Raw genomic sequence first — 22,229 nt, forward strand, 5'->3', positions numbered from 1 at the left:
ATGCATCAGCACTTTTTTGTGCGCGAGTTCTCGTTTTCAGTAGCGCCTTCGAATATTCAGAGTGAGCGTTGGGGAAGGTTCTCAAGGGAATGCCATGACTGGCCGATAACACGGCAGTTACGAGCCTCCTCTCGCGGTCGATGCATGTGTTGATTGGCAATGAGTAGGTGTTTGATGGCTAAGGGCTACCAGCTATCATCTGCGCGCCAAAATATGGGCTGCAAAGCTGAGTCCGTCCGTGTATTTGCCTTTGGGTTCTTCTTCTTAAATTGCCTGGAAATCTTCGATGCTGTCGTATCACCAAAAGCGTTTTCTGATCGTCGATGATTTCTCGGACTTCCGCAGTTCGGTCAGGTCGATGCTGCGTGAACTGGGCGTCAAGGAAGTGGACACTGCCGATACCGGCGAGCAGGCGCTGAAAATGTGCTCGCAGAAGGCCTACGACTTCATCCTGCAGGACTTTCATCTGGGCGACGGCAAGAAGAATGGCCAGCAGGTGCTCGAAGACCTGATGGAAGAAAAGCTGATCAGCCATGAAGCGGTGTTCGTCATGGTCACCGCCGAAACCAGCCAGGCCATGGTGCTCAGTGCGTTGGAGCATGAGCCCGATGCCTACCTGACCAAGCCGTTCAACCGTTCCAGCCTGGCCCAGCGTCTGGAGCGCCTGGAGCAACGCAAGACCCTGCTCAAGCCGATCCTGCAGGCCCTCGACCGCGGTAAGCCGATGGAGGTGCTCAACGCCTGTATCGCCCTGTGCAAACAAGACATCCGCTATTCGCCACTGTGCCTGCGCTTTCGCGCCGATGCCCTGCGCGACCTGAATCAGAACGAAGCGCTGGAGCGTCTCTACGACAGCATCATCGCCGACCGCCCGTTGCCATGGGCGTTTGCCGGGTTGGGCAAGTTGCTGTTCAAGCGTGGCCAGGTCGGGCAGGCCAAGGGCATTTATGAAAAAGCCCTGAAAGTCTTCCCGATGATGCCGTCGCTGTATGACGGCATGGCGGATGTACTGGTCGCCGAAGGGGACACCAAGGGAGCACAGCGCGTACTGGAAGAGGCGATTCGCCTGTCGCCGCTGGCGGTGCGTCGCCAGGCATTGCTCGGCAAGCTGGCGATGACCAACGAGGACTTCGACACGGCGGCCAAGGCCTATCGCCAGGCAGTGAGCCAGGGCGCGCAGTCACGGTTCAAGGATGCCGAGAGCAACCTCGGCCTGGCCCACGCCTTGATCAGCAAGGGCAGCGAACGGGGCCTGGACACGCGGACTCGCCTTGAAATCAACACCACATTGAGTGCCGTGGCCAAGGAAAACCCCTCCGATCCGGGCCTGCAAATCCGCGCGCGCCTGATGAAGGCCACCAGCCTGTTGCTCAACGACGCCGAGACGGCCGACAAGCTCACCGAGCAAGCCTTGCTGCGCCTGGATGGCATGGAGCAATTCATGAGCGCCGAAGCAGCCTTGCTGGTGGCCAAGCAGCTGAAACTGCTCGGGCAGACCGAGGCCGGTACCGCGATGCTGAAAAACTGCGTGGAAATCTACGGCGACGATCCTGTGGTCATGAAGGACATCGCCAAGCAGACCGACGACCCGAGTATCCTCAATTCCGGCAACGCCGCCGCGGAACTCAACCGTCAGGGCGTGCGCGTCTACAAGACCGGCAACCTGGTGGAGGCCCGGCAGGCATTCCGCAAGGCCCTGGCGATGCAACCGAAGAACATCAGTATCGCCCTGAACATGGCGCAGTCGTTGCTGCATGGCACCGATACCAGCGTTCCTTCGGCGGAGCTGGAAGAGTGCCGGGTCTGCCTGAAAATGGTCGGCCTGATGCCCGACACCGACGCGCGCTATCCGCGTTATCAGAAGCTGAAAAGCAAGGCGCTTGGCCAATGAACGACAACGAGCAGGCACTGGATTTCTCCACGGTGATCGCCTCTACCGTGCACGATATGAAGAACTCGTTGGCCATGCTGATGCAGGCCCACAGCCAGTGGCTGGGACGATTGCCGGAGTCGGCGCGGCAGGCGCCGGAGCAGGGTGTGATCGACTTCGAATTCGCCCACCTCAACGGCATGCTGGTGCAGTTGCTGGGGCTGTACAAGCTCGGCGTCAACCAGATGCCATTGCAACCGGCCTACCATGAGCTGGACGATTTCATCGAAGCGCAACTGGCCTGTCATCAGGAGGTGTTCGCCAGCCGCAGCATCATGGCCACCTATGAAGTGGACCCGCTGAGCCCGCTGGGCTTCTTTGACCGTGAGTTGATCGCGTCGGTATTGGCCAACTGCATCAACAACGCCATTCGCTTTGCGCGGCATGCCGTTTTGATCAGTGTCAGCGACGAAGCCGGGCAACTGGTGTTGACCATCAATGACGATGGCGAGGGATACCCGGCGCAGATGATCGAGCGTCAGGCCGATTATGTGCAGGGCATCAATCAAAGCACCGGCAGCACCGGGCTGGGCCTGTACTTTGCCGGGCGAATTGCCGCGCTGCATCAACGCAATGGCGTGGGTGGGCGTACCGAAATCAGCAATGGCGGGCCGTTGGGTGGTGGGGTGTTCCGCCTTTACCTGCCCTGACCGGCAGCAAATTTATCGACGCTGCTTGAAATTCTGAACACGTGGAGCCTATTTTGTACGGTCGCCGTTCGCGGCCCGCACAATAACAAGGATAGCGTCATGACGACCGTTGGCCTGAGTTCACTCGCGCAGCGATTGACGGGCATTGATCAAGTTGAATGTGTTACGCCGGATTTGAATGGCGTTCCACGGGGCAAAGTGATGACCAGCGAGGGTTTTCTCGACGGTCGACGTTTGCAGATGGCGCGGGGCGTACTGTTGCAATGCATCATGGGCGGATATCCGCCGGCACGGTTTTACGGCAGCGATGATGGCGACCTGGCGCTGATCCCGGACCCTGCACAAATCCACCGCTTGCCCTGGAGCCATCCACCACGGGCCTTCGCCATTTGCGATGCGGATGAACTGGGCACCACCACCAGCTCCAATCTGTCGACCCGTGGACAGCTCAAGGCGGTGATTGCCCGTTACGCGGCCCGAGGCCTTGCGCCGGTAGTGGCGACCGAGCTCGAGTTTTTTGTCTTCGCCCCCAACACTGACCCGACTCAGTCGTTCCAGCCGCCACTGGGGCTGGACGGTCGTCGCGAGGATGGTCAGTCGGCGTTCAGCGTCAGTTCCAACAACGGCTTGCGGCCGTTCTTCAATGAAGTCTACGAGTGCATGGCGGCCCTGGGGTTGCCTCGCGATACCTTCATGCACGAAATGGGCGTCAGCCAGTTCGAGATCAATCTGCTACACGGTGATCCGCTGTTGCTGGCCGACCAGACATTCCTGTTCAAGCACTTGCTCAAGGAGGTTGCCCTCAAGCACGGCCTGAGCGTGGTGTGCATGGCCAAGCCGTTGCCGCATACGCCGGGCAGTTCGATGCATATCCACCAGAGTGTGGTCGAAATCGATTCGGGGCGTAACGTGTTCAGCGACGAGGCGGGGCAGGAGACGGCCACCTTCCGCCACTTCATTGCCGGTCAGCAAACGTGTATGGCCGATTTCACTGCGTTGTTTGCGCCGAACGTGAACTCCTATCAGCGCTTGTGCCACCCTTACGCCTCACCGAATAATGCCTGCTGGTCCTATGACAACCGGGCGGCGGGCCTGCGCATTCCGGCCAGTTTGCCGGTGGCCCGTCGGGTCGAGAACCGCTTGCCGGGGGCCGATGCCAACCCGTATCTGGCGATTGCCGCAAGCCTGGCGGCGGGGTTGCATGGCATCGAGAAGGCATTGGAGCCGAGCGCGCCGATCCAGGGTGAGTTCGAAGTGCCGGACAATCTTTCGTTGCCGTGTACCTTGCATGCGGCACTTGAGCGTCTGAAACGTAGCCAGTTGGCCAAGGAACTGTTCGGCGCGGAATTCATCGAAGGCTACATCGCTTCGAAGACCCTGGAACTGACCAGTTTCCATGATGAAATTACTCCCTGGGAAAGGCGTGTTTTAGCAGCCCAGGCCTGACGTCCCGTCGACATCCGGCTATCGTTTAGCGATAGTCGATTCTCACTGCAAGGAGCCGCTCGGAACGCCGATGCGCCAAATCTGGAAATCCTTTCGAGCGCTGTATTTCGCCTCGCTGATGATGTTGATCGGCTCGGGCCTGTTGAGTACTTACCTGGCGTTGCGCCTGGCTGCCGACCATGTCGACAGTCTGTGGGTCGGTGCGCTGATGGCCGCCAACTATTTCGGCCTGGTGCTGGGAGGCAAGATCGGTCACCGGTTGATTGCCCGGGTCGGGCATATCCGGGCCTATTCGGCGTGTGCCGGGATCGTTGGCGCGGCGGTGCTCGGCCATGGCCTGGTGGACTGGTTGCCGGCCTGGCTGTTTTTGCGGGTGATTGTCGGCCTCGGCATGATGTGCCAGTACATGGTGATCGAGAGCTGGCTCAATGAACAGGCCGATGCCAATCAGCGCGGCATGGTCTTCAGCGGCTACATGATCGCTTCGTACCTGGGGCTGGTGCTGGGGCAGTTGATTCTGGTCATGCACCCAGGGCTGGGGCTTGAATTGCTGATGTTGGTCGCCCTGTGCTTCGCGCTTTGTCTGGTACCCGTGGCCCTGACCCGGCGGATTCACCCGGCGCCCTTGCATCCGGCACCGATGGAGCCACGGTTCTTTATCAAGCGCGTGCCGCAGTCATTGAGCACGGTGCTCGGGGCGGGCCTGATCGTCGGTTCGTTCTATGGTCTGGCGCCGCTGTATGCCTCGCAGCAAGGGTTGTCCACCGAACAGGTCGGTCTGTTCATGGGTAGCTGCATTTTTGCCGGGCTGCTGGTGCAGTGGCCGTTGGGCTGGTTGTCCGACCGCTACGATCGGGCCGTGTTGATCCGCAGTTTCGCGTTCAGCCTGGCCCTGGCCGCACTACCGCTGGCCATCATGCCGCAGGTGCCGTTGGAGGTTCTGTTTATCGCCGGTTTCGTCTGTTCGCTGGTGCAGTTCTGCCTGTATCCGTTGGCGGTGGCGTTCTCCAATGACCATGTCGAAGGCGATCGCCGGGTGTCCTTGACGGCAATGTTGCTGGTGACCTATGGCGTGGGTGCGAGTATCGGGCCGCTGGTGGCAGGTGTGCTGATGAAGCTGTTTGGCAGCCAGATGCTCTACGCCTTCTTCAGTTTCTTCGCGTTGGTACTGGTGTGGCGGATTCGCCCGAAAGCAGTGACCAACCTGCATCAGGTCGACGACGCACCGCTGCATCACGTCGCCATGCCGGACAATATGACGAGTTCGCCACTGGTGGCCTGCCTCGACCCGCGTGTTGATGAGCAGGTGGTGCAGGATCAGATGTGCAATCCGGTGAATCCGGAGCCGCCAGCCGAACCGGAAGCCGAATCAGGAACTGAATCCGATCAGCCGCCAGAAGATCCTGACTCGGGCCGCGAGCAAAGCTTTACCGAGGCCAGGCCTTAAAATCGGGGCACAAAAAAACGGGCAGTCGCCGCAAGGGACTGCCCGTTTTTTGTTGACGCTCTATCACATGTCGTCTTTGTCGAAGCGACGCGCCTCGCGTTGCAACTGGTAGACGAAGCGTTCGACCTGACGCTGCACCAGCCCGCTCATGTTGTGGAAGCGAATGCCGGCGAAGGTGGTGGAAATCCTTTCTTCGAAATGCAGATAACGCAACTCGACCGGCGCGGTCATCTTGCCGAAGGGCAGGTCGGCGGTGAAACGGTCGTAGACCTGACCCAGTTGCAGGCTGCCGGTGATGTCGCCGTCGAAACGCAGTTTGCAGCCGGTGGCGGAAATATCCAGCAGCTTGCCGCTGATCGGCGCCTTGAGCTTTTCGCCGTCAAGGTTGACGTTGACCAGTTGTGCCAGCTTCAGCGCGGCGCGGAACGCATTGCGGCGCTGGTGGTACACCACTTCATCGGGCAGGGGGCCGCGGTAGCAGCGGCTGCCAGCGGACTCGTCGATGTTCAGCTGGCCGTTGCTTTCCCAGGCAATGCGTACGCCTTCGTGGAAGCCTTCGACCCGGAACGGCTCGCCCGCCAGCAGATAGCGCTCGCCATCACGGGGAATCATTTCGTCCAGGGCAATCATGTTGCTGTCACGGTCCAGGTCCACCAGATAGCTCTGGAAGCGCTGGCTGCGCTCGTGGAACGTGATGATCAGCGGGTCATGGCTTTCGAGCAGCTGGCGCAGGTTGCTGGAGATTTCCAAGGGCGTGGAGAGCACCTTGGGTGGCTGCGGAGCATCATCCACGGATAAGGCATTGGACACGGTTAATCAATCTCCAGACAAAATTTGACTACGGCAGGCTAGCAGTTTGCCAGTATGTTGTGCGTCTTGATAGAGCGGGGGCATTGACCGGCTCATGCCTGACTGAGCGGGCGCGGCTTGGCAAGCTTGGAGAATGTTCCGCTGGCATCGTAAAGCGCCGGGGTTTCACCGCCGTTGAGGATTTTCAGCTGGGTGGCCGTAGCGGCCTGCTGAGTGAGGATCGACTGGCCGTTGTTGGCGTTGATGGCCTGGCACTGGGCCAGGAGATCGGTCAGCACGTCACTTTGCGCCAGCAACTGCTCGCCAATGCTTGACTGGCCGGCCAATTGCTCCAGACCGCCACGGTTGGTCGGCAGGTTGAGGCTGGCGAGGATTTCACTGCGCTTGCGGCCATGCTGTTCGAGCAAAACGACCAACGCCTGTTTCTGCGCCAGGATGTCCTCGAGCAATGGCATGTCGCGACCATGCAATGCGAGGGATTCGGTCTGCAGTAATTCCAGCAGGTGTTGCGCTGGAGCAAAGTCGTCGGTGATCAGTTGCAGTAAATGAGTGTCGTGCATGGCTGGCCTTGGGTTTTAAGCGTCCAAAAGCCTGGCGCCGGCGGTGGCCTAGCGCTGGGCTTCGAAGTTGAGCAGTTTGCTGGCTACACGGTTGCTGTCGACTTTATAGCTGCCATCGGCAATCGCTGCTTTCAACTCGGCCACGCGGGCGTTGTCGACGGCAGGCTGATCGCGCAGCTTGTCAGTGACCTTCTGCAACTGTTGAGCCTCATTGCTGAGATGTACCGATTCCCCGCTTTTGACGGTACCGGCCTGTTCGGCCGCGGACTCCAGCGGCGCGGATTTGCCGGCCTCGGCGCTTTCCTTGCTGGTGCTGGTACGTGTACTGCCCGTCAGGGACGAGGAGCTGTTCAAACGGCTGAAATCGATGACCATGATAAAAAAACCTCTGGGAATTTGGACGCTTGCCATGGTTTCGGCCATTCCCTGGAAAACTTTAGGCCCATTTATCAATGAACCTTGCGCGCGTCAGCGCTTGCCCTGCATGGAGCACAGTCTAGGGAACCGCCGCGGCAAGCGCCACATTCTGATGAGCAGAGAGCCTTACATGGACACTTCCACCTGCCCCGGCGCCATGACCTGCGCCTTGATGACTCGTTGGGAATTGAGGTTTTTCACCCGGATCTGCTCGCTCAGGCTGCCGTTTGACAGCGCTTCGCCCGGCATGCGCACGCTGAGGGTACCGCTGCGGGCGGTGATCACCACCTGATCACCCTTGCGGATGACTTCGGCCTGTTCGATATGCACCAGGGTAATCACCTGGTCGGCGACCATTGGTCGGGTCAGTCGCTGCCCGATCGCCTGATCCAGGGAGGTCAGGTAGCCCTGGCTGGTGAGGCTGATATCGCGCTCGCGCAGGACCACATCCCCAGGCTCGACAATGGCGGCGCGGCGCAGTGGTCGGGCGCTGGTCACGACATCGCGAAACAGGCGGACTTGAGCGGGTACGAACACCGTCCAGGGGGACGCGCCCTCGCAGCGAACCTTGACCGTGACCCGTCCCAGCGGCTTGGGACTCTCGAGCGTTGCTGTCAATTCCTTGTCGCACATGGGCATGTGCATGCGCGGATCGAGCTGGTTGACCTGGATCTCGTAGCGACCTTCCGTTTGACTGGTAGCCAGATAGTCTTCTACGGTGAATTCAAGAAAGCCCTGAGTGACGCCGATAAGCATGTCAGGCAAGGTAACCGCGTCAGCAAGGGCAGGGCTGCCAGCGTTGAACAGGCAAACAGCCGCCAGCACGCCGAGCAATTTGCGGTAGGGTGTGGTCAGGCGTCGAAAAAATGTCGGTTCTGTGTTCATAACGATTAAAAAAGCAAGCGCCGTGCCGTTTAGTGATGAAGGCGCGTCGCAACAACACTTGGCGTTGGCGTAGGAGTCTGGGCATGGCTGGTGTAATGGATTCGGTAAACCAGCGCACGCAACTGGTGGGGCAGAATCGCCTTGAACTGTTGTTGTTCCGTCTCGACGGCCAGCAACTGTACGGGATCAACGTGTTCAAGGTTCGGGAGGTGCTGCAATGCCCCAAACTGACGCTGATGCCCAAGTCCAGTCCTGTCGTGTGCGGCGTGGCGAACATCCGGGGGGCGACCATTCCAATCCTTGATCTGGCGATGGCAACTGGCTCCGGCGCGTTGAAGGACAAGAACAACCCCTTCGTGATCATCACGGAGTACAACACCAAGACCCAGGGTTTCCTGGTGCGCTCGGTGGAGCGCATCGTCAACATGAACTGGGAGGAGATCCATCCACCGCCCAAGGGCACCGGGCGCGATCACTACCTCACGGCGGTGACGCGGGTCGACAATCAGTTGGTCGAAATAATCGACGTCGAGAAGGTGCTGGCGGAAGTGGCGCCGACGCCGGAAGCGATTTCCGTCGGTGTAGTGGATGTCGAAACCCAGCACAAGGCGCTTTCGTTGCGCGTGCTGACGGTCGACGACTCGTCGGTGGCGCGCAAGCAGGTCACGCGTTGCCTGCAAACGGTCGGCGTCGAAGTGGTGGCGTTGAACGACGGTCGGCAAGCGCTGGACTACCTGCGCAAACTGGTCGACGAGGGCAAGAAGCCGGAAGAAGAGTTCCTGATGATGATCTCCGACATCGAGATGCCGGAGATGGACGGGTACACCCTGACGGCGGAAATCCGCAACGACCCGCGCATGCAAAAGCTTCATATCATCCTGCATACTTCGTTGTCGGGGGTATTCAATCAGGCGATGGTCAAGAAGGTCGGTGCCGATGACTTCCTGGCCAAGTTCCGTCCTGATGACCTGGCATCCCGGGTAGTCGACCGGATCAAAGCAGCAGATATCAGCTAGGGGCCCGTGCTCCTGGCAGTCAACACGATTTAAGAGGCGGCATCATTGTCTACGGGTAATTTGGATTTCGAACAGTTCCGGGTATTCCTGGAAAAAGCCTGTGGCATTTTGCTCGGTGAAAACAAGCAGTACCTGGTCTCCAGCCGTCTCAACAAACTGATGGAACAGCAAGGCATCAAGTCTTTGGGGGAACTGGTTCAGCGCATGCAGACCCAGCCGCGCAGCGGTCTGCGCGAGCAGGTGGTGGATGCCATGACCACCAACGAAACCCTGTGGTTTCGTGACACCTACCCGTTTGAAGTCTTGAAGAACAAGGTACTGCCCGAAGCGATCAAGGCCAGTCCCGGCCAGCGCCTGCGCATCTGGTCGGCAGCGTGCTCGTCGGGTCAGGAACCGTATTCGCTGTCGATGTCCATCGACGAGTTCGAGCGGGTCAACATGGGCCAGTTGCGGATGGGCGTGCAGATTGTTGCCACCGATCTGTCCGGCACCATGCTGAACAACTGCAAGACCGGCGAGTACGACAGCCTGGCCATCGGCCGCGGTCTGTCGCCTGAGCGCCTGCAGCGTTATTTCGACCCTAAAGGGCCGGGGCGCTGGGCGATCAAGGCGCCGATCAAGAGTCGGGTGGAGTTTCGCTCGTTCAACCTGTTGGACAGCTACGCGAGCCTCGGCAAGTTCGACATCGTGTTTTGTCGCAACGTGTTGATCTACTTCTCCGCCGAGGTAAAGAAGGACATCCTGCTGCGTATCCACAGCACGTTGAAGCCAGGCGGTTACCTGTTCCTCGGCGCTTCCGAAGCGTTGAACGGTTTGCCGGATCATTACCAGATGGTCCAGTGCAGCCCGGGGATCATTTACCAGGCGAAGTGATTTCGTTGGTGTTGTCAAAAAAACGGGAGTCCTCAGGGGCTCCCGTTTTTTTGTCCGCAATATCTCTCCCACACACCGCAAATCCCCTGTAGGAGTGAGCCTGCTCGCGAGAGCGGTTTCACATTCGACATATCCGGTGACTGATACACAGTCATCGCGAGCAGGCTCACTCCTACAACAGTTGTTCGGTGGTGTTGGTGAGATGGGTGCCAAGCGGCAGAAAAGCGGCATCCGGCGGAAAACCGTTGCCGCTTTTCTGGCATTGCCGCGTTGCCAAGGCCGGCAAAGCCCCGGTTTCCGGGGTTTTTTGAATTGGCATGGGGCTTGCTAAGTTGATCCTACGAAAAATCAGGTCACCCGAAGGTTTCCCGACATGAGCATCAGCTTCGATAAAGCGCTCGGTATCCACGAACAAGCCCTGGGCTTCCGCGCCCAGCGTGCCGAAGTCCTGGCCAACAACATTGCCAACGCCGATACCCCGAACTACAAGGCTCGGGACCTGGACTTCTCGAAAGTGCTCGCCGAGCAGAACGAGAAAACCAAAAGCGGCACCTTCGCCTTGAACATGACCAACAGCCGTCATATCGAAGCTGAAGGCCTGGGCAATGGCGACGAATCGTTGCTGTATCGCACGCCGATGCAACCGTCGATTGACCAGAACACCGTGGACGCCCAGCTGGAGCAGTCGAACTACGCGGAAAACGCGATCGGCTTCCAGGCCAGCTTCACCCTGCTCAACAGCAAATTCAAAGGGCTGGTGTCAGCCCTGCGCGGAGAGTAAGCCATGTCTCTATCCAGTGTTTTCAACATTGCCGGTAGCGGCATGAGTGCGCAGACCACGCGCTTGAACACCGTCGCTTCGAACATCGCCAACGCCGAGACGGTCTCGTCGAGCATCGACCAGACCTACCGTGCACGCCACCCGGTATTCGCCACCATGTTCCAGGGCGGGCAGAGCGGCGGCAGTGATTCGCTGTTCCAGAGCCAGGACGCCGCCGGTCAGGGCGTTCAGGTGCTGGGTGTGGTCGAAGACCAGAGCAATCTTGAAGCGCGCTACGAGCCGAATCATCCGGCGGCCGATGCCAAGGGTTACGTCTACTACCCGAACGTCAACGTGGTGGAGGAAATGGCCGACATGATTTCCGCGAGCCGTTCGTTCCAGACCAACGCCGAAATGATGAACACCGCCAAAACCATGATGCAGAAGGTCCTGACCCTCGGTCAGTGATAAGGGGCGACTCAGATGAGTATTAACGATAGCACCAGTGCTTTGAGCCTCAAGGACATCCTGGCCAACTCTTCGATCAAGAACACCGCCACGACTGATGGTCTGGCATCGGCTACCAACAGCCCCACGGGCAACAAAGCCCTGGGCAAGGATGCATTCCTGCAGTTGCTGGTGACCCAGCTGAAAAACCAGAACCCGCTGGAGCCGCAGGACAACGGCGCTTTCGTGGCCCAGTTGGCGCAGTTCAGCAGCCTGGAAGGCATCACCACGCTCAACGACACCGTGAGCGGGCTGGCCAGCAACTACAACTCGTCCCAGGCATTGCAGGCTTCGTCGCTGGTGGGGCGTTCGGTCATTGCACCCGGTGACAAGGCTGTGGTCGACACGTCGAAGAGCCTCAGCGGTACGGTGGTGGTGCCATCGTCGGTGGCCGCCGCCACCCTGAATATCACTGATGCGAGCGGCAAGACCGTACGCACCATCGACCTGGGCGCTCAGAAGGCAGGCAACGCCAGTTTCATCTGGGATGGCAAGAATGACGCGGGCGAAACGGCAGCTGCAGGTACTTACACCTTCGGCGCTACCAGCACGATCGACGGGAAGTCCGTGGCGCTGATCACCAACCTGCCAGCGACCGTCAACAGCGTGACCATCAGTCAGACTGGCGGTGAGTTGATGCTCAATCTGGCCGGGCTGGGCACCGTCGCTCTGTCCAAAGTACAAACCATTGGTATGTAAGGCCGACTAACCCGGCACAAAGGAGTGGATTATGTCTTTTAATATCGGCCTTAGCGGTCTCTTTGCATCCAACAAACAACTGGACGTGACCGGCAACAACATCGCCAACGTCGCGACCACCGGTTTCAAATCGTCCCGTGCAGAATTCGAAGATGTGTACTCGGCAACTCGCCTGGGCACCGGCAGCAAGACCGTCGGCAACGGCGTGCGCCTGGCCAACATTTCCCAGCAGTTCGGCCAGGGAGACGTGAATAACACCGGCAACGTGCTCGACATGGGTATCCAGGGCAATGGCTTCTTCGTCCTGAGCAACAACGGTTCGCTGACCTACACCCGTGCCGGTACGTTCAAGACCGACAAGGATGGCTACGTGACGAACAGCGACGGTACGGCCCGTCTGCAAGGTTATGGCGTGGACTCCAATGGCAAGATCCTCAATGGCGTATTGACCGATCTGCGGATCGACACCTCCAATCTGGCGCCGAAATCCACCAGCACCGTTTCGTCGACGATCAACCTGAACTCTACGGCCGTGGTGATTGACCAGTCGGTCGCCACCAACAAATTCGATCCGACCAAACAGGCAACTTTCACCAAGCAGTTCAGTACCCCGGTTTTCGACACTCAGGGTAACCAGCACACCATGGATCAATACATGGTCAAGACCGGGCCGAACACTTGGGATACCTACACCCTGATCGATGGTCGCAATCCGGACGGTTCCTCGCCTACCGGTACGGGTGCAGTTGATCCAATTGCTTCGACCATGACATTTGATACATCCGGCAAACTGGTTTCGGTCAGCACGCCAGTGACGCCACCGACGACCCCGCCAACATCGACCACCAGCAATGACCTGAAAATCAGCAACTGGACGCCGGGTACCGTCACCAACGGTGTCTGGGCAGCCAACGGCGCGGCAGCCGATCCGGCGGGCCTGACCATCGCCATGGGCAACACCACCCAGTTCAACGCCGACACCGCGCGTTCGATTCCATCGCAGAACGGTTATGCCACTGGCCAGATCACCAACCTGACCATCGACGGTAGCGGCGTACTGCTGGCCAACTTCAGCAACAACCAGACCAAGCCAATCGGCCAGATTTCGCTGGCAAGTTTCACCAACGAACAAGGTCTGCAGCCGGTGGGTGGCACCAGCTGGAAAGAAACCTACACCTCGGGTATTCCGGGCTACGATGCGCCGGAAACCGGAACGCTGGGTTCCGTCGTTTCGAACTCCCTGGAAGAGTCCAACGTCAACCTGACCAACGAACTGGTCGACCTGATCAAGGCGCAGAGCAACTACCAGGCAAATGCCAAGACCATCTCCACCCAGAGCACCATCATGCAGACCATCATTCAGATGACTTGATGCTGGAAAGTGCAGTGCAAGGAGCCCCTCATTAGAGGGGCTTTTTTGTTGGTGCGCCAGGCATGGCGCGTTGCGCGTAAGCGCAACCAGCTTGGCTGTGGTGGCCACGCTGGTGACTTGGAGGTGAAAGTCCTCTACACACCCGGCAAGGGGAAGTGTTAGCCAGAGGCAAGGGTGTCGCGGGTGACTGCGAATCCGAAGGAAGCCCGAGGCAAAATGCTGGCCTGACGAACAGGAAGCGGATAGAGGCGGCGCAGCGGGGTAAGAAGGCCAATATCTTCAAAGCCCGATACTTGCACGGAACGCTGCGACGTAGATCCGACAGGCATAAGCAGGAAGGTCGCGCGAATTACCCTGGGAGATCTGTTTAGCCTGCCATGTGCTACCGGCGTCGCGAGATGACGGGATGGGCGACAGAAGTCAGCAGAGGCCGTAGTAGTTGCTCGAAACCGGAGTAATGAAGGGCTGAACCTGCCATGAGTGGATAGTCGGGTGTGATCTCTGTTGGAGCGTAAAGCAGAAACTCCGCGTAGCGGAGGTCAAGACCATTAGGAGGTAGGAGCCGGAAGCTCCGAGGGCCGGTCTGGGCGCTTAGATACCGCAGGCGACACATCAACGGAACCAAGCTCGCTGACGTTGTTTGTCAGTAGGCAGGAACCGCCGTATACGGAACCGTACGTACGGTGGTGTGAGAGGACGGCGGGGGCAACCCCGCCTCCTACTCGATTCTTGGGTTTTGTATTGGAGGTAATGGCCTCATCGCGAGCAGGCTCGCTCCTACAGTTGATCGTGTTTATCTGGAAAGACCCGGTCCCCTGTAGGAGCGAACCTGCTCGCGATAGCGTCAGTACAAGCCCCCATTTCCTTCAGGCAAAAGAAAACCCCCGACCCGCCAGAGGCTGATCGGGGGTTTCGAGTAAGCGCCTTGCGACGCTTACCGGCTCAGCTTATTGGCAAGCTTCGCAATCCGGCTCGTCGATGGCGCAAGCCTTTGGCACTGGAGCAGGGCCGGCAGGAGCTGCCAGGACCGAGTCGTCACCGTGGTTGCCGCCGCTGGAAACAGCGTTCAGCTTGCCGGTGTTGATGGTCGACTTCTCGGTGCTGGTCGCAGCCAGGGCGCGGAGGTAGTAAGTGGTTTTCAGACCACGGTACCAGGCCATGCGGTAGGTCACGTCCAGCTTCTTGCCCGAAGCGCCGGCGATGTACAGGTTCAGCGACTGAGCCTGGTCGATCCACTTCTGACGACGGCTGGCGGCGTCGACGATCCACTTGGTGTCCACTTCGAAGGCAGTCGCGTAGAGCTCTTTGAGTTCTTGCGGGATGCGCTCGATCTGCTGCACCGAACCGTCGTAGTACTTCAGGTCGTTGATCATGACCGAGTCCCACAGACCGCGAGCCTTCAGGTCGCGAACCAGGTACGGGTTGATCACGGTGAATTCGCCCGACAGGTTCGATTTCACATACAGGTTCTGGTAGGTCGGTTCGATCGACTGCGATACGCCGGTGATGTTGGCGATGGTCGCGGTCGGTGCGATGGCCATGATGTTCGAGTTACGGATGCCTTTCTGTACACGGGCACGAACCGGTGCCCAGTCCAGGGATTCGTTCAGGTCGACATCGATGTACTTCTGGCCACGGGACTCGATCAGGATCTGTTGCGAATCCAGCGGCAGGATGCCTTTGGACCACAGCGAACCCTGGAACGTCTCGTAGGCGCCGCGCTCGTCGGCCAGGTCGCAGGAAGCCTGGATCGCGTAGTAGCTGACCGCTTCCATCGACTTGTCGGCGAACTCGACGGCAGCGTCGGAGCCGTAAGGGATGTGCTGCAGGTACAAAGCGTCCTGGAAGCCCATGATGCCCAGACCGACCGGACGGTGCTTGAAGTTGGAGTTCTTCGCTTGCGGCACCGAGTAGTAGTTGATGTCGATCACGTTATCGAGCATGCGCACGGCGGTGTTCACGGTGCGTTGCAGCTTGGCGGTGTCCAGCTTGCCGTCGACGATGTGGTTCGGCAGGTTGATCGAGCCCAGGTTGCAAACGGCGATCTCGTCCTTGTTGGTGTTCAAGGTGATCTCGGTGCACAGGTTCGAGCTGTGGACCACGCCCACGTGCTGCTGCGGGCTGCGCAGGTTGCACGGGTCCTTGAAGGTCAGCCATGGGTGGCCGGTTTCGAACAGCATGGACAGCATCTTGCGCCACAGGTCTTTGGCCTGGATGGTCTTGAACAGCTTGACCTTGCCCGGGTACTCGGTCAGGGCTTCGTAGTACTCGTAGCGCTCTTCGAAGGCCTTGCCGGTCAGGTCGTGCAGGTCCGGTACTTCGGACGGCGAGAACAGGGTCCACTTGCCGTCATCGAAGACGCGCTTCATGAACAGGTCAGGGATCCAGTTGGCGGTGTTCATGTCGTGGGTACGACGACGATCATCACCGGTGTTCTTGCGCAGTTCGATGAACTCTTCGATGTCCATGTGCCAGGTTTCCAGGTAGGCACACACAGCGCCTTTGCGCTTGCCACCCTGGTTAACGGCAACGGCAGTGTCGTTGACGACTTTCAGGAACGGCACGACGCCCTGGGACTTGCCGTTGGTGCCCTTAATGTACGAACCCAGCGCACGAACCGGTGTCCAGTCGTTGCCTAGGCCACCAGCGAATTTCGACAGCATGGCGTTGTCGTGGATCGCGTGGTAGATGCCCGACAGGTCATCCGGCACGGTGGTCAGGTAGCAGCTCGACAGCTGTGGACGCAGGGTACCGGCGTTGAACAGGGTCGGGGTCGACGACATGTAGTCGAAGGACGACAGCAGGTTGTAGAACTCGATCGCACGGTCTTCTTTCTGCTTCTCTTCGATCGCCAGGCCCATGGCCACGCGCATGAAGAAGATCTGCGGCAGTTCGAAACGCACGCCATCCTTATGGATGAAGTAACGGTCGTACAGGGTTTGCAGGCCCAGGTAGGTGAATTGCTGATCGCGCTCGTGGTTGATCGCCTTGCCCAGTTTTTCCAGGTCGAAGGAGGCCAGCACAGGGTTCAGCAGTTCGAACTCGATACCTTTGGCGATGTAGGCCGGCAGTGCCTTGGCGTACAGGTCGACCATCTCGTGGTGAGTGGCGCTTTCGGCCACACCGAGGAAGCCCAGGCCTTCGGCACGCAGGGTGTCCATCAGCAGGCGGGCGGTCACGAACGAGTAGTTCGGCTCACGCTCAACCAGAGTACGGGCGGTCATCACCAGGGCGGTGTTGACGTCGGTCAGGGCCACGCCGTCGTACAGGTTCTTCAGGGTTTCGCGCTGGATCAGGTCGCCGTCGACTTCTTCCAGGCCTTCGCACGCTTCGGTGACGATGGTGTTCAGGCGGCCCATGTCCAGCGGCGCCAGGCTGCCGTCGGCACGGGTGATGCGGATCGACGGGTGAGCGTTGACCGCTTCTTCGGTTGGTGCGTGGGCAGCGCGCTCTTTCGAACGACCGTCACGGTAGATCACGTAGTCGCGAGCGACTTTTTGCTCGCCGGCACGCATCAGGGCCAGTTCGACCTGGTCCTGGATTTCTTCGATGTGGATGGTGCCGCCCGATGGCATGCGACGCTTGAAGGTCGCGGTGACCTGTTCGGTCAGGCGGGCAACGGTGTCGTGGATTCGCGACGAGGCAGCAGCGGTGCCGCCTTCAACTGCGAGGAACGCTTTGGTGATGGCGACGGTGATCTTGTCATCGGTGTAGGGAACGACAGTGCCGTTACGCTTGATCACACGCAGTTGACCTGGCGCGGTGGCGGACAGATCCGAATTCGAATCGGCGGCCTGCGGCAAGGTGCCCTGCGGGTTCTCGCGAGTTGTGTCGGTTTGCATGGGGGGTGTCTCCACATTCTCTATGTTTGTTTGGGCACCATCACGGTGCCCACCGTTCCGTCCTGAAGCACTACAACCGGCGAGCGCCGGGCATAACAACTTCGGGACAGATCAGGAAGGGGGCTATAGGGCGCCGCTTCCATGCCGAAGTCTTTGGTCTCGTGCCGTGGGCGCAAGACCGGGGGTCCTTTGAGGTGACAGTTCAGGACTGCAACACCCGTACCGTTTTCACCACTTGGGGTCGAAATACAGTAGCCATCCGCACGCGCGGTTTGGTCTTTCAAAAATACGTATGGTTCAACCGGACAGAGGCAATAAAAGCGCTTGAAATTGGTGTCTGGTTTGTGTTTGGTTTTTTGCGCAAAACCCTACATCTAGGGGTTTTTTAGCGCCGGGGTACAAGATAATGCGTTTTAGGGGGGGATTGCAACGTACTACCTGTGGATAAACCTGTGCGTAAATTGTGTGTGAAAGAGGTAACCGGCGTGTAGGCCGCGACGCTGCTGGACCGGACCTTTTTTCAGCGATTTTCAACCATCGAAATCGCACGGGCGGATTTTTAAGGGCGCGAACCCTATCACAAAAAACCCTGTTGTCCGAACGCATTTACCCGCTTGTGTTCTCGACGGGCGGCGTTTATACAATCGGCCCAGCGTGTATACATATTTATCCCCCCGAATCATTACAAAAAGACGGGCGGATCCTTCCTTATTAGTGTTTTTGGCAAGCAGAGGTCACCCGTGGAGCAAGAAGCCTGGCAGGTATTGATTGTGGAGGACGACCAGCGACTGGCCGAACTGACCCGCGATTACCTGGAAGCCAATGGCCTGCGTGTATCGATCGAAGGCAATGGTGCGCTCGCGGCGAATCGCATCATCAAGGAACAGCCGGACCTGGTGATCCTCGACCTGATGCTCCCCGGTGAAGATGGCCTGAGCATTTGCCGCAAGGTCCGCGCCCGCTATGACGGCCCGATCCTGATGCTCACTGCCCGCACCGATGACACTGACCAGATTCTCGGCCTGGACCTGGGGGCTGACGACTACGTCTGCAAACCAGTACGCCCGCGTCTGCTGCTGGCGCGCATCCAGGCGTTGCTGCGCCGTAGCGAAACGCCCGAAGTCGCCCCGGAAAAACAGCGGCGTCTACAGTTCGGTCCGCTGATCGTCGACAACGCCTTGCGCGAAGCCTGGTTGCAGGGCAACGGCATCGAGCTGACCAGCGCCGAATTCGACCTGCTCTGGCTATTGGTGGCCAATGCCGGGCGCATCCTCTCCCGGGAAGAGATCTTCACCGCGCTGCGGGGCATCGGCTATGACGGTCAGGACCGCTCCATTGATGTGCGCATCTCGCGCATCCGCCCGAAGATCGGCGATGACCCGGAGCATCCACGGCTGATCAAGACCGTGCGCAGCAAGGGCTATCTGTTCGTTCCCGAGGCTTGCGTAGACCCGTCCCTGTGAACTCGATCTTCCTGCGTATCTATGGCGGCATGTGCGCCGCGCTGATTCTGGTGGCGGTGCTCGGTGTGCTGGCGTTGCACCTGCTCAATCAGGTGCGCAGCGAGCAATACCGCGAGCGCCTGGCCCACGGCACGTTCTCGCTGATGGCCGACAACCTGCAACCGATGAACCAGACCGAGCGCCACCGGGCTTTGCTGGTGTGGGAGCGGCTGCTGGGGATTCCGCTGGCGCTGAAAACCTTTGCCGAGACCGACCTCGACTTGACCCAGCGCACCCGTGTATTGCGCGGCCAGGCATTGGTGGAACAGACCGGGCCGCATGCGGCGAAGGTCTACAAACTGGTCAGCGACAAGGAGCAGTTGATGCTCACCGGGGAAGTGCAGCAGATCAGCGAGCAACTGGCCCGGGCGACCATCTACCTGTTGACCGATGAACTGGTGCGCACCCCGGTTGCCGACCAACCCTTGCGCCTGGCGCAATTGAAGGAAAGCAAAGGCTTCGGCTTCGACCTGCGCCTGGTCACGGTTGACGAGGCGGACATGGACGAAGACCAGAGCCGCCGGGTATCCGAGGGCGACACGGTGATGGCGTTGGGCAAGGGGGGCGATTCGATCCGGGTGTTTGCCGGCATGGTGGGCACGCCGTGGGTCCTGGAAATCGGCCCGTTGTATCAGATGAATCCTTATCCGCCGGAGTGGCTGGTGCTGATTGCCGCGCTGGGCCTGACGCTGATCGGTTTGATCGTCTATCTGTTGGTGCGCCAGCTCGAGCGACGCTTGCGTGGCCTGGAAGCCGCCGCCACGCGCATCGCCAAGGGCAGCCTGGAAACCCGCGTGCCGGCGCGCGGTGCGGACTCGGTGGGGCGGCTGGCGTCGGCGTTCAACGGCATGGCCGAACACTTGCAGCAGTTGCTGGCGATCCAGCGCGAACTGGTGCGCGCGGTGTCCCACGAATTGCGCACGCCGGTGGCGCGCCTGCGCTTTGGCCTGGAGATGATCGGTTCGGCCACCACGCCGCAAGCTCTGGAAAAATACTGCCAGGGCATGGACCACGACATCGAGGACCTCGACCGGCTGGTGGACGAGATGCTGACCTACGCGCGGTTGGAGCAGGGCTCGCCGGCGCTGAACTTTCAACGCATCGATCTGGATGCCTTGGTCGATCAGGTGATCGAAGAACTGTCACCGTTGCGCGCCGACGTCACGGTGCAACGCGGGTTGTGCTTGTCGGCCGCCGATAACGACGATGCCTGGGTCGAGGCCGAACCGCGCTATCTGCATCGGGCGATCCAGAACCTGGTGACTAATGCCATGCGTCACGCGCAATCCCGGGTGACCATCAGCTATCAGGTGGGGCAGCAGCGATGCCGGGTGGATATCGAGGATGACGGGCCGGGTGTGCCGGAGTTGGCGTGGGAGAAGATATTTACGCCGTTCCTGCGCCTCGACGACAGCCGCACCCGCGCGTCTGGAGGCCATGGGTTAGGCCTGTCCATTGTGCGACGCATCATCCATTGGCATGACGGGCGCGCGTTGATCGGCAAGAGCAAGAGCCTGGGCGGGGCGTGCTTCAGCCTGAGCTGGCCGCGCAATCAGGAGAAGCGTTGAGTTTTTTGGTGACTGTTTTGCCCGCGATGTGGGCCCGACAGGCGCCAAAAAACTCAGGCCTTGATGCTGACCAGACTCAACAACTGCCCGTCCTTGACCCCAAACTGCGCATCCAGCTCGGTGCCATTGCGCCATTCGCTGGACAAATCAGTGAGCAATCGCAACCGCACCTCACCCGACTCACGCCACTCCAGCACTTCGGCGTGTTCGAAATAAAAGCGTTGCTGAACGATCGGATAGAGCGCCTTGAACAGGCTTTCCTTGACCGAGAATGTCAGGGTGACCAGCAACGCCCGTTGATCGTGATCACCGGCCGCCAAGCGCTGGAGCTCCGGTGGATTGAGGATTTCCCCGGCCAGGCGTTCGGCCCGTTCGGCATTGAGCAGGTTTTCCAGATCCATGCCCAGGCCGCGCCAATGGCTTTTGTTCGCCACGATTGCCGCGGCCCGGCCTGTGCTGTGGGTGATCGAGCCTGTGATATGACCAGGCCAGACCGGTGCCCGGTCTTCACCGATGGCCGGAATGAAGCTCAAGCCTTCCAGTCGCTGTAGCGCGGCCCGGGCACATACCCGTCCGGCGAGAAACTCCGCCTGTCGTTTGGCCACCGAGCGCTGGATGCTTGCCGGCACTTCGACAGAGCTGCGCTGAAAGTCATCGCTGGCCAGTTGGGTGCTATCGAAATGAGTACTCAGCAGGACCGTATCGGGCAGCACAAACGGCAGCGGCCAATGGTCATCGAGGGGCGTACAGCAGGCAGGCAGGACGGGGGCTGGATTCATGTCGGGCATTTTGCCGTTAAGCACCAAGGCTGGGTAGTAGCGGCGTGGCTTTTGTGGCGAGGGAGCTTGCTGTGGCGAGGGGGCTTGCCCCCCGTTGGGTGGCGAAGCCACCCTAAAACCTGCAATCGCATTGTGTCAGATAGGGCGCGTTTGCCGGATATACGACTGCTTCGCAGCCGAACGGGGGCAAGCCCCCTCGCCACAGGGAGCCTTGCTCAGCTTCAGTCGCTGTATCTCAACCAAAGATCTTCTTGAAAAACGCCTGCATGTCCGCCCATGATTTTTCATCCGCGGCCTTGTTGTAGCCTATGTCCGGCCCGCCATGATCGCCATGGCCCAGTCGATCGGCATCCGGGTTGGTGAAGCCGTGCCTGGCGCCGTCGAGGCTGACGAACTTGTAGTCGGCACCTGCCTTGTCCATCTCACTTTTGAACGCCGTGATGTTTTCCGGGGTGACGATGCTGTCCAGCGCCCCGTGTTCCACCAGTATTTTCGCTTTGACACTGCCCGGCGTTGCTGGCGTGTTGGTCGCCAGCGCGCCATGGAAACTCACCACGCCCGCCAATGGCACGCCCTGTCTTGCGGCATTGAGCACCACGGCACCGCCGAAGCAGTAGCCGATGGCGGCGATTTTATGCGGGTCGGTCTGTGGCTGTTTTTTCAGCAGGTCGAGCCCGGCCTGAAACCTTGCGCTCGACACGGCACTGTCTTTCGCCACGGCTTGCATGAAAGCCATGGCGTCCTTGGGATGCTCGGTATTTTTACCGTCGCCGTACATGTCGATGGCCAGGGCGCTGTAGCCCAGGCCGGCGAGATCACGGGCGCGACGCTTGGCGTAGTCGTTCAGGCCCCAGAACTCATGCACCACCACGACCCCGGGGCGCGGGCCTTTGATGGCATCGTCATAAGCGTAATAGCCGATCATCTTCGTGCCGTCGGCACTTTGGTAGGGGATTTCCCGGGTCTGGATAGCGGCCTGGCTGAGCCCGCTCAGGGCCAGCAGGAGGACGGCGAGTAACAGGCGCATGGTCGGATCTCCTGTTGAAACGTGTCGAAACATACGGAAGGGGGCGGTTCAGCCCAGGTTCAGAGTGCGTTCAGGGGGAGTTCAGGGCGCGGTGCGTAACCTTGCCTCGTACCCAAAAAACAAACGGCACATGAGGAAA

General features: G+C 59.7%; 20 protein-coding genes. 12 read left to right on the forward strand and 8 right to left on the reverse strand.

Going from position 1 to position 22,229, the window contains the following annotated elements; genetic code table 11:
* Positions 1–286: 286 nt before the first annotated feature.
* From KGB07_RS01070 to KGB07_RS01085, 4 genes are all read left to right on the forward strand, one after another.
* Positions 287–1,891, forward strand: coding sequence for a tetratricopeptide repeat-containing response regulator (locus KGB07_RS01070; protein WP_046042359.1), 1,605 nt, complete (start codon positions 287–289; stop codon positions 1,889–1,891).
* On the forward strand, positions 1,888–2,580 hold the full coding sequence (locus KGB07_RS01075) for a sensor histidine kinase (RefSeq protein ID WP_046042360.1): 693 nt from the start codon (positions 1,888–1,890) through the stop codon (positions 2,578–2,580). Before KGB07_RS01070 ends, KGB07_RS01075 begins: the two co-directional genes overlap by 4 nt.
* 201 nt (positions 2,581–2,781) lie before the next feature.
* On the forward strand, positions 2,782–4,026 hold the full coding sequence (locus tag KGB07_RS01080) for a glutamine synthetase family protein (protein WP_185754823.1): 1,245 nt from the start codon (positions 2,782–2,784) through the stop codon (positions 4,024–4,026).
* 70 nt (positions 4,027–4,096) lie between these two features.
* Positions 4,097–5,473 carry an MFS transporter gene (locus KGB07_RS01085; protein WP_046042362.1) on the forward strand — a complete coding sequence of 459 codons (1,377 nt, stop codon included), beginning with the start codon at positions 4,097–4,099 and terminating at the stop codon, positions 5,471–5,473.
* A 63-nt stretch (positions 5,474–5,536) separates the two neighbouring features.
* On the opposite strand, the gene KGB07_RS01090 is transcribed toward KGB07_RS01085, so the two are convergent.
* The 4 genes from KGB07_RS01090 to flgA form a co-directional block, all read right to left on the reverse strand.
* Positions 5,537–6,283, reverse strand: coding sequence for a flagellar brake protein (locus tag KGB07_RS01090; protein WP_046042363.1), 747 nt, complete (start codon positions 6,281–6,283; stop codon positions 5,537–5,539).
* 92 nt (positions 6,284–6,375) lie between these two features.
* Positions 6,376–6,843 (reverse strand): flagella synthesis protein FlgN, encoded by a 468-nt coding sequence (locus KGB07_RS01095; RefSeq protein ID WP_046042364.1) that lies wholly within the window; start codon positions 6,841–6,843, stop codon positions 6,376–6,378.
* A gap of 48 nt (positions 6,844–6,891) precedes the next feature.
* Positions 6,892–7,218 carry a flagellar biosynthesis anti-sigma factor FlgM gene (gene flgM / locus KGB07_RS01100; protein WP_046042381.1) on the reverse strand — a complete coding sequence of 109 codons (327 nt, stop codon included), beginning with the start codon at positions 7,216–7,218 and terminating at the stop codon, positions 6,892–6,894.
* A 168-nt stretch (positions 7,219–7,386) separates the two neighbouring features.
* A complete protein-coding gene (flgA, locus tag KGB07_RS01105; RefSeq protein WP_046042365.1) occupies positions 7,387–8,145 on the reverse strand; it encodes a flagellar basal body P-ring formation chaperone FlgA in 759 nt (252 codons plus the stop codon).
* Positions 8,146–8,228: 83 nt separating this feature from the next.
* On the opposite strand from flgA, the gene KGB07_RS01110 reads away from it, so the two are divergent.
* On the forward strand, positions 8,229–9,161 hold the full coding sequence (locus tag KGB07_RS01110; protein WP_007980130.1) for a chemotaxis protein CheV: 933 nt from the start codon (positions 8,229–8,231) through the stop codon (positions 9,159–9,161).
* 45 nt (positions 9,162–9,206) lie between these two features.
* Positions 9,207–10,034, forward strand: a complete 828-nt coding sequence (cheR, locus tag KGB07_RS01115) for a protein-glutamate O-methyltransferase CheR (protein WP_007980127.1) — start codon at positions 9,207–9,209, stop codon at positions 10,032–10,034.
* Between the two features lie 172 nt (positions 10,035–10,206).
* On the opposite strand, the gene KGB07_RS01120 is transcribed toward cheR, so the two are convergent.
* Positions 10,207–10,353 (reverse strand): hypothetical protein, encoded by a 147-nt coding sequence (locus KGB07_RS01120; protein WP_185754821.1) that lies wholly within the window; start codon positions 10,351–10,353, stop codon positions 10,207–10,209.
* Positions 10,354–10,407: 54 nt separating this feature from the next.
* Between KGB07_RS01120 and flgB the strand changes: the two genes are divergently transcribed.
* Genes flgB through flgE form a run of 4 tightly spaced genes read left to right on the forward strand, consistent with a single transcriptional unit; the run spans position 10,408 to position 13,372 of the window.
* Positions 10,408–10,815: a flagellar basal body rod protein FlgB gene (gene flgB, locus KGB07_RS01125; RefSeq protein ID WP_008051530.1), complete on the forward strand. Its 408-nt coding sequence runs from the start codon at positions 10,408–10,410 to the stop codon at positions 10,813–10,815.
* A 3-nt stretch (positions 10,816–10,818) separates the two neighbouring features.
* On the forward strand, positions 10,819–11,262 hold the full coding sequence (flgC, locus tag KGB07_RS01130) for a flagellar basal body rod protein FlgC (protein ID WP_007980123.1): 444 nt from the start codon (positions 10,819–10,821) through the stop codon (positions 11,260–11,262).
* A 15-nt stretch (positions 11,263–11,277) separates the two neighbouring features.
* On the forward strand, positions 11,278–12,000 hold the full coding sequence (gene flgD / locus KGB07_RS01135; RefSeq protein WP_046042366.1) for a flagellar hook assembly protein FlgD: 723 nt from the start codon (positions 11,278–11,280) through the stop codon (positions 11,998–12,000).
* A gap of 31 nt (positions 12,001–12,031) precedes the next feature.
* A complete protein-coding gene (flgE, locus tag KGB07_RS01140; protein WP_046042367.1) occupies positions 12,032–13,372 on the forward strand; it encodes a flagellar hook protein FlgE in 1,341 nt (446 codons plus the stop codon).
* A 947-nt stretch (positions 13,373–14,319) separates the two neighbouring features.
* On the opposite strand, the gene KGB07_RS01145 is transcribed toward flgE, so the two are convergent.
* The gene (locus tag KGB07_RS01145) at positions 14,320–17,214 is read right to left on the reverse strand and encodes a ribonucleoside-diphosphate reductase subunit alpha (RefSeq protein ID WP_046043035.1); all 2,895 of its coding nucleotides are present in this window, start codon (positions 17,212–17,214) and stop codon (positions 14,320–14,322) included.
* A 740-nt stretch (positions 17,215–17,954) separates the two neighbouring features.
* Here KGB07_RS01145 and KGB07_RS01150 point away from each other — a divergent pair.
* On the forward strand, positions 17,955–18,677 hold the full coding sequence (locus KGB07_RS01150; RefSeq protein ID WP_008051517.1) for a response regulator: 723 nt from the start codon (positions 17,955–17,957) through the stop codon (positions 18,675–18,677).
* On the forward strand, positions 18,674–20,284 hold the full coding sequence (locus KGB07_RS01155; protein WP_046043033.1) for an ATP-binding protein: 1,611 nt from the start codon (positions 18,674–18,676) through the stop codon (positions 20,282–20,284). Before KGB07_RS01150 ends, KGB07_RS01155 begins: the two co-directional genes overlap by 4 nt.
* A gap of 53 nt (positions 20,285–20,337) precedes the next feature.
* Here KGB07_RS01155 and KGB07_RS01160 read toward each other — a convergent pair whose 3' ends face one another.
* The gene (locus KGB07_RS01160; RefSeq protein ID WP_221174497.1) at positions 20,338–21,063 is read right to left on the reverse strand and encodes a 4'-phosphopantetheinyl transferase; all 726 of its coding nucleotides are present in this window, start codon (positions 21,061–21,063) and stop codon (positions 20,338–20,340) included.
* Between the two features lie 235 nt (positions 21,064–21,298).
* A complete protein-coding gene (locus KGB07_RS01165) occupies positions 21,299–22,090 on the reverse strand; it encodes a dienelactone hydrolase family protein (protein ID WP_046043031.1) in 792 nt (263 codons plus the stop codon).
* Between the last annotated feature and the right edge of the window lie 139 nt (positions 22,091–22,229).

This window comes from Pseudomonas sp. GL-RE-26 (genome assembly GCF_019956275.1).
GTDB classification, from domain to species: Bacteria; Pseudomonadota; Gammaproteobacteria; order Pseudomonadales; family Pseudomonadaceae; genus Aquipseudomonas; species Aquipseudomonas grandcourensis.

What these genes read in the sequence shown, in the direction of transcription:
- KGB07_RS01070 (WP_046042359.1), top strand. Translation starts at nt 287, where the DNA reads ATGCTGTCGTATCACCAAAAGCGTTTTCTGATCGTCGATGATTTCTCG.
- KGB07_RS01075 (WP_046042360.1), top strand. Translation starts at nt 1,888, where the DNA reads ATGAACGACAACGAGCAGGCACTGGATTTCTCCACGGTGATCGCCTCT.
- KGB07_RS01080 (WP_185754823.1), top strand. Translation starts at nt 2,782, where the DNA reads ATGACCAGCGAGGGTTTTCTCGACGGTCGACGTTTGCAGATGGCGCGG.
- KGB07_RS01085 (WP_046042362.1), top strand. Translation starts at nt 4,097, where the DNA reads ATGCGCCAAATCTGGAAATCCTTTCGAGCGCTGTATTTCGCCTCGCTG.
- KGB07_RS01095 (WP_046042364.1), bottom strand. Translation starts at nt 6,843, where the DNA reads ATGCACGACACTCATTTACTGCAACTGATCACCGACGACTTTGCTCCA.
- flgM (WP_046042381.1), bottom strand. Translation starts at nt 7,218, where the DNA reads ATGGTCATCGATTTCAGCCGTTTGAACAGCTCCTCGTCCCTGACGGGC.
- flgA (WP_046042365.1), bottom strand. Translation starts at nt 8,145, where the DNA reads ATGAACACAGAACCGACATTTTTTCGACGCCTGACCACACCCTACCGC.
- KGB07_RS01110 (WP_007980130.1), top strand. Translation starts at nt 8,229, where the DNA reads ATGGCTGGTGTAATGGATTCGGTAAACCAGCGCACGCAACTGGTGGGG.
- KGB07_RS01120 (WP_185754821.1), bottom strand. Translation starts at nt 10,353, where the DNA reads ATGCCAATTCAAAAAACCCCGGAAACCGGGGCTTTGCCGGCCTTGGCA.
- flgB (WP_008051530.1), top strand. Translation starts at nt 10,408, where the DNA reads ATGAGCATCAGCTTCGATAAAGCGCTCGGTATCCACGAACAAGCCCTG.
- flgC (WP_007980123.1), top strand. Translation starts at nt 10,819, where the DNA reads ATGTCTCTATCCAGTGTTTTCAACATTGCCGGTAGCGGCATGAGTGCG.
- flgD (WP_046042366.1), top strand. Translation starts at nt 11,278, where the DNA reads ATGAGTATTAACGATAGCACCAGTGCTTTGAGCCTCAAGGACATCCTG.
- flgE (WP_046042367.1), top strand. Translation starts at nt 12,032, where the DNA reads ATGTCTTTTAATATCGGCCTTAGCGGTCTCTTTGCATCCAACAAACAA.
- KGB07_RS01145 (WP_046043035.1), bottom strand. Translation starts at nt 17,214, where the DNA reads ATGCAAACCGACACAACTCGCGAGAACCCGCAGGGCACCTTGCCGCAG.
- KGB07_RS01160 (WP_221174497.1), bottom strand. Translation starts at nt 21,063, where the DNA reads ATGAATCCAGCCCCCGTCCTGCCTGCCTGCTGTACGCCCCTCGATGAC.
- KGB07_RS01165 (WP_046043031.1), bottom strand. Translation starts at nt 22,090, where the DNA reads ATGCGCCTGTTACTCGCCGTCCTCCTGCTGGCCCTGAGCGGGCTCAGC.